The organism is Streptomyces sp. NPDC003720 (assembly GCF_042875075.1).
Classification (GTDB): domain Bacteria; phylum Actinomycetota; class Actinomycetes; order Streptomycetales; family Streptomycetaceae; genus Streptomyces.
Genome location: NZ_JBIANZ010000014.1, coordinates 1 through 12,190, shown reverse-complemented (window position 1 = coordinate 12,190; position 12,190 = coordinate 1). Strand labels below are relative to the sequence as shown.

The 12,190-nt window shown below is 72.5% G+C and carries 12 protein-coding genes and 3 pseudogenes; 12 read left to right on the top strand and 3 right to left on the bottom strand.

What is annotated here, in order from left to right; all coding sequences use genetic code 11:
* Window positions 1-69: 69 nt before the first annotated feature.
* Window positions 70-483, top strand: a complete 414-nt coding sequence (locus ACFYU0_RS31850) for a hypothetical protein (RefSeq protein ID WP_389305680.1) — start codon at window positions 70-72, stop codon at window positions 481-483.
* Between the two features lie 12 nt (window positions 484-495).
* Here the strand turns inward: ACFYU0_RS31850 and ACFYU0_RS31845 are convergent, their stop codons facing one another.
* Window positions 496-852 (bottom strand): helix-turn-helix domain-containing protein, encoded by a 357-nt coding sequence (locus ACFYU0_RS31845; protein WP_351666591.1) that lies wholly within the window; start codon window positions 850-852, stop codon window positions 496-498.
* 260 nt (window positions 853-1,112) lie between these two features.
* Here ACFYU0_RS31845 and ACFYU0_RS31840 point away from each other — a divergent pair, with 260 nt between their 5' ends.
* On the top strand, window positions 1,113-1,436 hold the full coding sequence (locus ACFYU0_RS31840) for an STAS domain-containing protein (protein WP_389305678.1): 324 nt from the start codon (window positions 1,113-1,115) through the stop codon (window positions 1,434-1,436).
* Window positions 1,437-1,460: 24 nt separating this feature from the next.
* On the opposite strand, the pseudogene ACFYU0_RS31835 reads toward ACFYU0_RS31840, so the two are convergent.
* A pseudogene (locus ACFYU0_RS31835) lies at window positions 1,461-1,811 on the bottom strand (transcriptional regulator); the annotation flags it as partial.
* A 250-nt stretch (window positions 1,812-2,061) separates the two neighbouring features.
* On the opposite strand from ACFYU0_RS31835, the gene ACFYU0_RS31830 reads away from it, so the two are divergent.
* The 3 genes and pseudogenes from ACFYU0_RS31830 to ACFYU0_RS31820 all read left to right on the top strand — a co-directional run bounded on the left by ACFYU0_RS31830 (window position 2,062) and on the right by ACFYU0_RS31820 (window position 4,382).
* Window positions 2,062-3,078, top strand: coding sequence for a zinc-dependent alcohol dehydrogenase family protein (locus tag ACFYU0_RS31830; RefSeq protein ID WP_389305676.1), 1,017 nt, complete (start codon window positions 2,062-2,064; stop codon window positions 3,076-3,078).
* Between the two features lie 70 nt (window positions 3,079-3,148).
* Window positions 3,149-3,313, top strand: a pseudogene (locus ACFYU0_RS31825) (cupin domain-containing protein); the annotation flags it as partial.
* A 226-nt stretch (window positions 3,314-3,539) separates the two neighbouring features.
* Window positions 3,540-4,382, top strand: coding sequence for an RNA polymerase sigma factor SigF (locus ACFYU0_RS31820; RefSeq protein ID WP_389305674.1), 843 nt, complete (start codon window positions 3,540-3,542; stop codon window positions 4,380-4,382).
* A 256-nt stretch (window positions 4,383-4,638) separates the two neighbouring features.
* Here ACFYU0_RS31820 and ACFYU0_RS31815 read toward each other — a convergent pair whose 3' ends face one another.
* Complete coding sequence (locus tag ACFYU0_RS31815; RefSeq protein WP_389305672.1) at window positions 4,639-5,073, bottom strand: MarR family winged helix-turn-helix transcriptional regulator; 435 nt, start codon at window positions 5,071-5,073, stop codon at window positions 4,639-4,641.
* A 185-nt stretch (window positions 5,074-5,258) separates the two neighbouring features.
* Between ACFYU0_RS31815 and ACFYU0_RS31810 the strand changes: the two genes are divergently transcribed.
* The 7 genes and pseudogenes from ACFYU0_RS31810 (at window position 5,259) to ACFYU0_RS31780 (ending at window position 12,034) form a co-directional block, all read left to right on the top strand.
* A complete protein-coding gene (locus tag ACFYU0_RS31810; RefSeq protein WP_389305670.1) occupies window positions 5,259-6,419 on the top strand; it encodes a PP2C family protein-serine/threonine phosphatase in 1,161 nt (386 codons plus the stop codon).
* 151 nt (window positions 6,420-6,570) lie between these two features.
* Window positions 6,571-7,458 carry an STAS domain-containing protein gene (locus ACFYU0_RS31805; protein ID WP_389305871.1) on the top strand — a complete coding sequence of 296 codons (888 nt, stop codon included), beginning with the start codon at window positions 6,571-6,573 and terminating at the stop codon, window positions 7,456-7,458.
* Window positions 7,455-7,874, top strand: coding sequence for an STAS domain-containing protein (locus ACFYU0_RS31800; protein WP_351666603.1), 420 nt, complete (start codon window positions 7,455-7,457; stop codon window positions 7,872-7,874). Before ACFYU0_RS31805 ends, ACFYU0_RS31800 begins: the two co-directional genes overlap by 4 nt.
* Window positions 7,871-8,320 (top strand): ATP-binding protein, encoded by a 450-nt coding sequence (locus ACFYU0_RS31795; protein ID WP_389305667.1) that lies wholly within the window; start codon window positions 7,871-7,873, stop codon window positions 8,318-8,320. Before ACFYU0_RS31800 ends, ACFYU0_RS31795 begins: the two co-directional genes overlap by 4 nt.
* Window positions 8,317-9,267: pseudogene (locus tag ACFYU0_RS31790) on the top strand (SpoIIE family protein phosphatase); the annotation flags it as partial. The gene ACFYU0_RS31795 and the pseudogene ACFYU0_RS31790, both read left to right, overlap by 4 nt.
* Window positions 9,153-10,766 (top strand): PP2C family protein-serine/threonine phosphatase, encoded by a 1,614-nt coding sequence (locus ACFYU0_RS31785; RefSeq protein ID WP_389305869.1) that lies wholly within the window; start codon window positions 9,153-9,155, stop codon window positions 10,764-10,766. The pseudogene ACFYU0_RS31790 and the gene ACFYU0_RS31785, both read left to right, overlap by 115 nt.
* A gap of 68 nt (window positions 10,767-10,834) precedes the next feature.
* Entirely contained in the window at window positions 10,835-12,034 is a 1,200-nt protein-coding gene (locus ACFYU0_RS31780; protein WP_389305665.1) for a PP2C family protein-serine/threonine phosphatase, read from the top strand.
* Window positions 12,035-12,190 lie beyond the last annotated feature (156 nt).

The following is a 12,190-nucleotide window of genomic DNA, read 5'->3' as shown; positions in this document are numbered from 1 at the left end:
GCGCCGATGCGGACCGAGATCATTCGGAAACGATCAGTACGATCGGGCCACCAGTGCGAAGGGGGCCCGATGTACAGCCGAGCAGGGAAGTGGGCGCTGATGTCGGCCCTGACGGTTCTGTCGGTCTCCGCATGCACGGGATGGGGCGGCTACCCGCCTGCGAAGAACGTCCACGGCTCCCAGCTCGTAGGCACCTGGCATGCCCGGGACTGCGACACCACGCTGACCCTGAAGCGGGACGGCTCGGCGTCCGTCACTGGCATGCCTACCGAGATGGACCTGGACGGCAAGGTCACGCACAGAGGCGGCGGCGACGGCACCTGGGAGATCGACGGATCCCGCGCTGAGCAGGAACTCGATGTGACCATAGGGAATGAGACAACCCCGTTCGACCTGTACCGGGACGACGGGCGCTTGCTGGTGGGCCTGACCGTGGGGGATCCCGACGACATGAACTGGTGCGTCCTGACCAAGCACTCGTGAACGGCCGCGTACTCAGCGCAACGCCGGTCCGGTCGCTCGCTCGGTGGACGGGCCCGTGCGGTGGGCTTCGTCCTGCGCGAGCAGGGAGAGGAGTGAGGCCACCGTCACGCCGAGGCTGGCTTCGGCGGGATGGCGGAGGATCCTCGTGGGGTCGATCCGGTAGGTGTTGCCGCGTCCCTCGCGGGTGTGGGAGAGGTAACCGTCCTGTTCCAGGTCGGCGATGATCTTCTGCACGGCCCGTTCGGTGAGGCGGCAGTACGCGGCGATGTCCCTGATCCGGGCGTTCTGGTTGTCCGCGATGGCAGCCAGTACGCGGGCGTGGTTCGTCAGGAAAGTCCATCCGTTGTGTGGCTCGGGCACTCCATCCATGCCGGGAGTTTACGACCCGGTGTTCACGCACTCAAAAACACGTACTACAGTTCATGCATCAGTTGACGTGTCTGGGCCGCGGAGGGCAATGCCGCCCCGGACGTCAGTGGCGCATGAGGGAGTGAGCCATGCATGACCCTTGCGAGCAGGCCCCGTCCCTCAGAACGTCGGGGTGGCCCGGTCGGTGCACCGAGAACGACGAGCCGTTGCCGCCGGGCCGGGCAGGCGTGTCGTGCACCTGGCGCGGCGACCGGATCCGGGTGACGGTCCGAGGGGAACTCGACCTCGACTCGGGCAAGCTGCTTCGTGCGGACCTGCGTAAGGTGCTGGCCGGTCCGACGAGTGGAGTGGACCTCGACCTGAGCCGGCTGGACTTCTGCGACTGCGCCGGACTGGAGGTCCTCCTCGAGCTTCGGCGCAGCGCCTTGGAGCAGGACAAGACGGTGGTCATCCGCAGGAGCAACCCGGTGATCGACAGGCTGCTCACCCTCCTCGGGGCGCAGGAACTGTTCGCCTCCGCGCCACGGCAGTGCGCGGAGCGCGTCACCACGCGCCTTGCCGTCAGCGGCCGCGGAGTGGGCTGAGTCGGGCCGGCGGGTCGGGGCGGGTCAGCCGGCGGGGTGTCCCGCCGCCGGGCTGGCGTGCTCGGTGGCGGCCAGGGAGGCGAGCAGGCGCAGTCCCTCTTCGGAGGGGGAGCCGGGTTCCGCGGTGCAGACGGTCATGCTGAGCCTGGGTTCGGCCGCCAGGTCCAGCGCCTCGTAGGCGAGGGTGAGGTCGCCGACCGCGGGGTGGCGGAACCGCTTGGTTCCGGTGCCGTGGCGGCGGACGTCGTGGGCGCCCCAGCGGGTGCGGAAACCCTCGCAGCGGGTGGACAGTTCCCCGACCAGGTCGTGCAGGGCCTTGTCGTGCGGGTCGCGGCCGGCCTCGCGGCGCAGGATGGCCACCGCCATGTGCCCGGCACCCGCCGCCGGGACCCGGCGGGCAGCCCCGCCTGCCCGGGGGTCATCTTCGCTCGCCGCGAGGTGAGGAACTCGCGGACCTCCTCGCGGTTGCCCATGCCTTCGACCGTACGGCGTACCCGCCGAGGGAGGGGTGTACCGCCGGTACACCTCTCACCCGTGACTCGCTGACCGCCGGGATGGGCGGTTACCTGGAGGAGAGGCACCCCTCGCACCGCACCAGCCCCACGAACGACAAGGAATTCCCCCCATGCGCGGAGCAGTGATTCACGCCCCCGGCGACGTGCGCTTCGAGACCCTGGACGACCCCGGGATCGTGAAGCCGACGGACGCGGTCATCCGCACGGCCGTCACCTGTGTGTGCGGCTCCGACCTCTGGCCCTGGCGCGGGCTGGACGCGACCGACGAGGCCCACCCCATGGGGCACGAGTACGTCGGTTTCGTCGAGGAGGTCGGCTCCGAGGTCACCGCGGTCAGGCCCGGCCAGTTCGTCGTCGGCTCGTTCGCGACCTCGGACAACACCTGCCCGAACTGCCGCAACGGCTTCCAGTCGAACTGCCTGAACCGTGAGTTCATGAGCACCTGCCAGGCCGAGTACGTGCGCATCCCCAACGCCCAGGGGACCCTGGTCGCGACCGACGAGGTGCCGGACGAGCAGTTCTGGCCGGGTCTGCTGGCCGTCTCCGACGTGATGGGCACCGGCTGGTACGCCGCCGAGGCCGCCGAGGTGAGGCCCGGCTCCACCGCCGTGGTGGTCGGCGACGGGGCGGTCGGGCTGTGCGCGGTGATCGCGGCGAAGGCAATGGGCGCGGAGCGGATCATCGCCATGAGCCGTCACGAGTCCCGGCAGAAGCTCGCCCGCGAGTTCGGCGCCACCGACATCGTCACCGAGCGCGGCGACGAGGGCATCGCCCGGATCAAGGAGATGACCGACGGCATCGGCGCCGACAGCGTCCTGGAGTGCGTCGGCACCGCTCAGTCCATGCGGCAGGCCCTGCACTCCACGCGGCCCGGCGGCAACGTCGGCTTCGTCGGCGTCCCGCACGAGGTCGCCGTCGACGGCCAGGAGCTGTTCTTCTCGCACGTCGGGCTGCGCGGCGGCCCCGCGCCCGTGCGCCGGTACCTGCCCGACCTGATCGACCGCGTCCTGTCGGGGCGGATCGACCCGGGCAAGGTCTTCGACCTCACCCTGCCCCTGGAGCGGGTCGCCGACGGCTACCGGGCGATGGACGAGCGCCGCGCCGTCAAGACCCTCCTCAAGCCCTGACCCGCATCCCGCCCCCGCCCCCGGTTCCGCACCGACGGGATCCGTACCGACCGTGAGGAGAGAGAAAGCCTTGCAGATCACCCGCAGCTCAGTCGACACCGTCAAGGGCCCCGCCGACTGGTTCACCGGCGACGTCTACATCGACGCCGTCGCCGCCGCGCCGGCCCCGTCCCGGGTCAGCGCCAACCTGGTGCACTTCATGCCCGGTGCGCGCACCCACTGGCACCGCCACCCGCGGCCGAGGGCGGGTTCGAGGCGTCCTGGCCGCCGCCGGCCGCCGGCCGCCGGACTCGGTACCGGCTGAGTGGTGTGGTGCAGGTGAAGACAGGTGTGAGAATGGTGGAGGGCCGGGCGTGAATCGAGGAAGATTCGAGGAATGCCCACCGAAGGCCGGGGTATGCGCCTGCTTGCCGGGTGATGTGCCGGCGCAGGCAGCATGACCGACACGGGAGGGGCGCAGGATGGTGACGACGGCCGTACGGACCGCTGGACAGACGGTGGACGTACCGGAGATCGCGGACCCTTCCAAGATCGCACCGAAGGACGCACGTGAGCTCTCGAAGCAGTTCTTCGACCGGCTGACGGTACTGGAGGAGGGCACGCCTGAGTACCAGTACGCGCGCAACACGCTCATCGAGATGAACATGTCCCTCGTCCGCTACGCGGCCGGCCGGTTCCGCAGCCGGGGCGCGGAGGAGATGGAGGACATCGTCCAGGTCGGCATGATCGGCCTGATCAAGGCGATCGACCGGTTCGAGCTGTCCCGCGAGGTCGAGTTCACCTCGTTCGCCGTCCCGTACATCGTGGGCGAGATCAAGCGGTTCTTCCGCGACACCTCCTGGGCCGTGCACGTGCCCCGGCGCCTGCAGGAGGCCCGGGTCCAGCTCGCCCGCGCCAACGAGGAGCTGCGCAGCCGCCTCGGCCGGACGCCGACGACCAAGGAGCTGTCCGAGCTGATGAGCCTGCCGGAGAGCGAGGTCGTCGAGGCCCAGCTCGCCTCCAACGGCTACACCTCCGCCTCCCTGGACGCGACGATCGGCGGCAGCGAGGACGGCGAGGCCGCGCTCGCGGACTTCATCGGCAACGAGGACGCCGCCCTCGGTCTGATCGAGGACTTCCACTCGCTCGCCCCGCTCCTCGCCGAACTCGACGAGCGCGACCGCAAGATCATCCACTGGCGCTTCGTCGAGGAGCTCACCCAGGCCCAGATCGGCGAGCGCCTCGGCGTCTCGCAGATGCACGTCTCCCGGCTGATCTCGCGTCTCCTCGGCCGGCTGCGCGAAGGCATGCTCAGCACCGTCTGACCCTCGCGGACCCGCCGGCCGTCCGGGCCGGCGGGTCTCGTCGTCACCCTTCGCGCGTTCGCTCCCCCCCGTTACGGGCCCGTCGCTCCGCACTCGCCAACAGTTGCCGTTTGACAACTATGGTCGTGAGGCAACAAAGTAGCCCAGTCGTACCGCACGGGGAAGGATCCGCAATGTTCCGGTGGGCGGAGATCACTCCGTGTACCGGCCGCCCGAGCCCCGTCACAGCGGAGCCGTCGGCGGCCGCGCCCTGGGCTCAGGCCGTCCGGTCGCCGGCGCGCGGGGCGTCGTGGTGTATCTGCGCCGCAGCCGTGTCGCAGAACGCCTCCAGCCCTTCGAGGAGGGCGGTCCGCTTGACGGCGGGCATCTGCTCCAGCACCGCCTGCAGCTCCTTCTCCCGGCGCGCGCGCAGATCGTCGAGGAAGGCCCGGCCGCGGTTGCTCAGATGCAGCCGTACCTCGCGCCGGTCGGCGGGGCTGACGGCGCGCTCGACGAAGCCGGCGGCGACCAGCCGGTCGCAGAGCCGGCTGGTGGACGGGGGCGTGGAGGCGAGAGAATCGGCGAGTGTGCGCAGATTGATGCCGTCCTGGTGCTCCAGCATCAGCAGGACGCGCATCTGGGACGGAGAGGCCGGCGCGGTCGACGCCCGCCCCCACAGCACTTCCAGCAACTCCACGGCCGTCAAGGTCATGTGGGCGACCTCGACAGGCTCTGGGCGGGGGCGGAAGACAGTCACCGTCACACTCTCGCAGGCACCTGGGACGGTGGCCAGCGTACTAGGTGCCGGTGTTGGCAACAGATGGTTCGGACGGCCGGCGCGGTCCGGCCCGGGCGGGATCCGCATATGTCCGCCGAAGGATGGGTGTATTTAAGATCGTGAACAGATTTGTGACCGCCGAGCGCGCCCTGCGCAGAGCGGCCCCGGACGAGTTGCTCGACGCCGTGCGCCGGGTGCTGGCCGAGGAGTACGCGGCGAAGTCCGTCGAACTGCTCCTGGCCGACTACGGTCTCACCGTCCTCCAGCCGGTGTCGGAGCTGCCGCACACCGCGGAGCCGGTGTCGCTGCACAACAGCCCGGTCGGCCGCGCCTTCGGCGCCCAGGAGCCGTTCGTGGAGAGCGTCAAGGACGGCTCCGCGCGCGTCCATCTCCCGGTCACCGTGCGCGGGGACCGGCTGGGCGTGCTGTCGGTCGCCCTGCCGGACGGGGACCTCGCGCTCGGCCTGCTGGAGGAGCTGGCGGACATCGCCGAGGTGCTCGGGCACGAGGTGGTCGTGGCCGAACGCGACACGGACGTGTACATGCAGGCGCGGCGCAAGGACCGGCTGACGCTGGCCGCCGAGATGCAGTGGCAGCTGCTGCCCGGCCGCTCCTGCGCCCGCCCCGAGTTCGAACTCGGCGCGCAGCTGGAGCCCGCCTACGCGATCTACGGCGACAACTTCGACTGGTCCGCCACCGCCGACCGCCTCATGCTCTACGTCACCAACGGCATGGGGGAGGGCATAGAGGCCTCCCTGCTGACGAACCTCGCCATCAACGCCCTGCGCAACGCCCGGCGGGCCGGCCTCGCCCTGCCCGACCAGTCCGCGCTGGCCGATCAGGCGGTGTACGCCCATTACCAGGGGCGCTGCTATCTCTCGGTGCTGATGTTCGACTTCGAACTCGCCACGGGCCGGGCGCAGGTGGTGGACGCCGGTTCGCCGCAGCTGCTGCGCCTGCGCGACGGCGTGGTCGAGCGCGTCACCTTCGAGGCGCAGCTCCCGCTGGGCATGTTCGAGGAGACCGACTACGTGGCCCAGGAGTTCCAGGTGGAGCCCGGCGACCGCCTGGTCTTCGTGAGCGACGGGGTCTACGAGGTCGCCTCGCCGCTGGGGGAGGCCTACGGGGACGCCGCGCTGGCCCGGGCGGTCATGTCCACCCGCCTGCTGTCGGCCGCCGAGGTGCCGCGTGCCATCCTGAGGGAGCTGACCGGCCACCGCGGACAGCCCGCGCCGGAGGACGACGCCCTGGTCGTCTGTCTGGACTGGCGCGGACGCTGAACGGCCGCAGACGCGTACCGCCGGAAGCGCCGACGTGAATGTGGCGATGCTGTGTCGTTTCCGGGGCGCGTGCGGGGTTAATGCTTGTCATGAGGCAATAATTGGTTGAGTTGTGCCGTCTTGGCGCGACCGCCTGTTCCAATGGGAGATGATGCGAGTGTCGGAGCGGGCGGAAGCCGAGTCGGCGGCGCGGGAGCTGGGAGTCTTCCTGGAGCGCCGCCGTGAGCAGATCGCCCAGCGCTGGGCGGACGCGCCGCTCTTCAGGACCGTCTTCACCGTCTCCCGCGACGAGGCCGTGGACGCCTGCAAGGCCGTGGTGGACGCTCTCGCGGACGTGGCCTCGACCGGCAGGCTGGAGGACGTCGCGGCCCCCGGCTTCGACTCGGCCCGCGAGCAGCTCGGACGCATGGCCGCCTCCCGGGCCCGCAGCGGACACACCCCCGCCCAGATCGCGGACGAGGCCGCCGGCCTGCGGACGGCGGCCGCGGAGCTGCTGCGCGGCGAGTCCCCGGACCCCTCCGGCGAGGATGCGCGCGAGCTGGCGCTCACCGTCCTGATGGGCACCCTGCGCCTGGTGATCATGGAGACGACCGTCAACGCGGGCGAGGAACTGATCGCGCGGCAGCGGCAGCAACTGCTCGAAGTGGCCACCCCCGTGATCAGCCTCTGGGAGGGCGTCGTGGCGGTGCCCCTGATCGGCACCCTGGACAGCGCCCGCAGCCAGGTGGTCATGGAGTCGCTGCTCCAGGCCATCGTGGAGCAGCGGGCCCGGTACGCGATCCTCGACATCACGGGCGTGCCCACGGTCGACTCGCTCGTCGCGCAGCACCTGATGAAGACGGTCGCGGCGGCCCGTCTGATGGGCGCCGAGTGCGTCGTCTCCGGCATCCGCCCGGCCATCGCGCAGACCATCGTGCACCTCGGCATCGACCTCGGCACGGTCGTCACCCGCAGCTCGCTGGCCGACGCCCTGGCCTACGCCCTCTCCCGGCAGGGCATCGAGGTCTCCCGCCGTCGGGCGGGCGTGGACCCGCGATGACCGCCCCCGCCCCGTTCCCGGGCAGCCTCGCCGCGGTGCCGGTCCTGGCGCTGGGGGACACCCTGCTGGTCTCCCTCCAGGGGGAGCTGCACGACGGCGTCGCCGAGCAGCTCCAGCAGGACCTCGCCCACCGCGTGGCCCGCAGCGAGGCGACCGGTGTGGTCATCGACGTCTCCGGCGTCGACATGGTCGACTCCTTCCTCGGCCGCGTCATCGCGGAGATCGCCGCCAACGCCCGGCTGCTGGCCGCCCGTACGGTCCTGTGCGGGATGGGGCCCGCCGTGGCGATCACCCTGGTCGAGCTGGGCCTGACCCTGCCCGGCGTGGCGACCGCGCTCGACGTCGACCGTGCCCTCGAACTGCTCCGGCGGGACGGCCGCGCGCACGGCCCGGGCGAAGCCGCGGGGCGCACATGACGGCGGCCCCCGACCCCGACACCGCGACGAGCCTGCCCATCGGCTCGGACGCGGACCTCGCATGGGTCCGCCATCAGGTGCGCCGGTTCGCGGCCGAACTCGGCTTCGGGCTCGTGCAGCAGACCAAACTCGTCACCGCGGCCAGCGAACTGGCCCGGAACACCCTGATCCACGGCGGTGGCGGCGAGGCGCGGATCACCCCGCTGACCGACACGCCGACGCGCGGACTGCGGCTGTCCTTCATCGACACCGGCCCCGGCATCCGGGACGTCGAGCTGGCCACGACCGACGGCTACACCACCGGCGGCGGCCTCGGCCTCGGACTCAGCGGAGCCAGGCGGCTGGTGGACGAGTTCAGCATCGACACCACGCCCGGCGAGGGCACCGTCGTCACCCTCGTGGCCTGGGTCACCGGCGCGCCCGCCCCCCGGCCGGGGTCGGGATGACACGCGTCTGGACCGTCCCGGTGCACGACTCCACCCGCGTCCGGGACGTCCGGGTGGCGACCGAGGAGGCCGGCTCCCACGCCCGCCTGGACGCCCACCGCACCGCGGTCGCGGCCCTGGTGGCCACCGAGCTGGCGACCAACCTGCTCAAGCACGCCGGCGGCGGCACCGTGCTGGTCGACCTCGTCGACCGCGCCACGGCGGGCGCCCGCGGCCCGGGGGTGCAGCTCGCCGCGCTGGACCACGGCCCCGGCATCCCCGACGTCGCCGCGGCCCTGCGGGACGGCCACACCACCAGCGAGGCGTCCCTCGGCGCCGGCCTGGGCACCTGCCGCCGCATCGCCGACGTGTTCGACCTCTACAGCACCCGCCGGGGCACCGTCGCGGTGGCCCGCGTCCACCAGAACCCGCGGCGGACCGGCGACGCCTGCGCGGCCGGCGGGATCAACATCCCGCTCGCCCGCGCCGAGCACTCCGGGGACGCCTGGAGCTGCGCCCGGTCGGACTCCCGCACCACCCTGATGCTCGCCGACGGCCTCGGCCACGGAGCCAGGGCCGCCCACGCCTCCGACGCGGCCGTCGACGCCCTGCACGGCGCCGGGCACCTGCCGCCCGACGAGGTCCTGCGCCACATGCACCCCCTGCTGCGACCCACCCGCGGAGCCGCCGTCGCCGTGGCCCGACTGGACACGGACAGCGGGGAACTGACCTTCGCCGGGGTCGGCAACATCGGCGCCCGGCTGCACACCGGCGGCACGTGGCAGCACCTCGTCTCCCACCCCGGCATCGTCGGCGCCCAGTTCCCCGCGACCGTGCCCGTGCAGCGGCTGCCCTGGCGGCCGGGCAGCCTCCTCGTGCTGCACAGCGACGGTCTGCCCAGCCGGTGGGCGCCGCCCGAGGACCCCGGTCTGCTCGGCCACGACCCGGCCGTGATCGCGGCGACCGTCCTGCGGGACGCCAGCAGCGCCGCCAGCCCCGTGCGCGACGACACCTGCGTGGCCGTCCTGGCCTGCGACCGCCCGGCCGGCCGCCCGTGACCGCGCCGGACGCCCGCCCGGCGGAACCCGAAGGGACCGCGCCCGCGGAAGCCGTCCTGGCGGCGGACGAGCGGACCGCGGCGGCCCTGCGCCGGCTGGACGAGACGGAGCGGCAGCTCCGCCTGCACCGCGAGGAACTGCACCAGACGAATCAGGGCGTGCTCGCCCTGCACGCCGAACTCGACGCCGCCGCGCGCACCCAGCGGGCACTGCTCGACGCCGAACGGGCCGCGCGAGGCGAGGCCGAGAAGGCACGGCGGCTGCTCACCTTCCTCGCCGACGCCAGCGCGGCCGTCACCGCCTCCCTCGACCAGGAGGACATCCTGCGGTGCCTGCCGGAGCTGCTCGTCCCCGAGTACGCGAGCGGGGTCGACATATGGCTCTTCGACGAAGCGGCAGGCCCCGCCGGCGCCCACTCCGCCGCGGCGGTCGCGGCCGCCCGCCACGAGCGCCCCCAGCACGCCGGACCACGCCCCGGCGCCCTCCCCGGCATCGACGACCTGCCGCCCTCCGCGCTGTCCCCGGACCGGCCGCTGCTGAGCATCCCCCTCACCGTGCGCCGCACCTCGGGCGTGCTCACCCTCACCGCGCCCGGCGACCGCTTCGACGCCGACACCACCGTGATGCTGGTCGAGCTCGCCCGCCGCATCGCCATCGCCCTGGACAACGCCCGCCGCTACGAACAGCACCGGGACACCGCCGAAGCGCTGCAACGCGCCCAGCTCACCGACCTGCCCCCCGCCGAGGGGCTGCGACTGGCGGCCCGCTACCTCCCCGCCACCCGCGGACTCAACATAGGCGGCGACTGGTACGACGCCTTCCCGCACCCCGACGGCAGCCTGCTGACCGTGGTCGGGGACGTCACCGGACACGGGCTGCGCGCCGCCGTCATCATGGGCCAACTGCGCACCGCCCTGCGGGCCTACGCGCTCGAGGACGACAGCCCCGCCCGCATCCTCACCCGCCTGCACCGCATGCTGCGCCACCAGCAGCCGAACCTCTACGCGACCGCCGTGGTCGCCCGGTTCCGGCCCGGCGACCCCCGGGTCGTGTGGGCCGCCGCCGGACACCCCCCGGCGCTGGTCCGCGCGCCCGGCGGAACCGTGCGCGTGCTGGACACCAGACCCGGCGTCATGCTGGGAGTGCCCCTCGCGTTCGAGTACGAGGACCACACGGCGGAACTGCCGCCCGGCTCGACGCTCGTCCTCTACACCGACGGTCTGGTGGAGCGGCGGTCCCAGGGCATCGACCCGGGCATCGAACTGCTCGGCCGGACCCTGGCCGCACTGGACGAGTCCGTGCTGGACGACCTGGACGGGTGCGCCGAGTCGCTGCTCAAGCCCCTGGTGCACGACTCCGAACGCGACGACGACGTCTGCATCCTGCTGTGCCGCACCGCCGGGTCCTGACACCGGGGGGCCGCTCCCCGCGCGGGGGCGATAGCGTGGAGGCCACAGGGGTAGAGGATGGAGACGTCGTGAATGCCGCCGAACCGGTCCCGTCCGCGGAGACCCAGCTGCGCTCGGCCTCGCCGCACGCCCTGGTGGCCACCGCGGGCCGGCTGCTGGCCGAGAGCTTCGGCGCCCGGGACGTGACGCTCCTGCTCGCCGACTACGGCCTGACGGTCCTGCAGCCCGTCACCCACCTGCCGCTGACCGGCGAGCCGGTCTCCGCCCACGACGGCCCCGCCGGCACCGCCTTCACCACGCAGAACCCGGTGGTGGAGGTCCTGGCCGACCCGGCCACGCAACTGGTCCACCTGCCCATCACCGTCCGCGGCGACCGCCTCGGCGTGCTCTCCGTTCGCGTCCCCGGCTCCGGCGCCGACCCGGGCACGGTGCTGCGGCTCGGCGAGTTCGCCACCGCCCTCGGCCACGAGGTCGCCACCGCCGGCCGGGACACCGACCTGTACCTCCAGGCCCGCCGCACCCGCCGGCTCACCCTCGCCGCCGAGATGCAGTGGCAGCTCCTGCCGGGCCGAGGGTGCGCCCGGGACGAGTACGTCATCGGCGCCCACCTGGAGCCGGCCTACGCCATCGGCGGCGACAACTTCGACTGGTCCACCAGCGCCGACCACCTCACGCTCACCGTCACCGACGGCATGGGCCAGGGCATCGAGGCCTCCCTGCTCACGAACCTCGCCGTGAGCGCGCTGCGCAACGCCCGCCGTGCCGGCATCGGCCTCGCTGACCAGGCCTGCCTCGCCGACCAGGCGCTCTTCTCCCAGTACGGAGGCAAGTCCTACGCCTCCACCCTGCTGCTCCGCTTCGACCTGGACACCGGCACGGTCCGCGCCGTCGACGCCGGGTCGCCCCAGCTCTACCGTCAGCGCGGCATCACCATCGAGCGCGTCGAACTCGAGGCCCAGCTGCCGCTCGGCATGTTCGAGGAGACCCTCTACGAGGAGCAGACCTTCCAGGTCGAGCCGGGCGACCGCCTGGTCGTCATCAGCACCGGCGTGCACGGCACCCGGTCGGCGACCGGAGAGGTGTTCGGGGAGGGCGTGCTCCGTCAGATCCTGGGCGCGACCCGGCAGACCCAGCCGTACGAGGCGGCCCGGTCGGTGGTCGCCGGGCTGATCGAGCACGTCGGCGACGAGGGCCTCCTCGCGGACGCCGCGGTGGTCTGCGTCGACTGGATCGGACGCGAGCCCGGCGGGATGCGGCCCGGCGGCTGACGCCCGCCGCCCTAGGTCGTGTCCGCAAAGTCGCGACGCAGACACGCCTTTGCGGACACGACCTAGGTGTATTGACCCGCAGGGTTGTTCACACGGCTGATGGGCGGGTGGCCGCCGAGTGCGGTGTGGCAGCGGTGGTGGTTGTAGGTGTGGAGG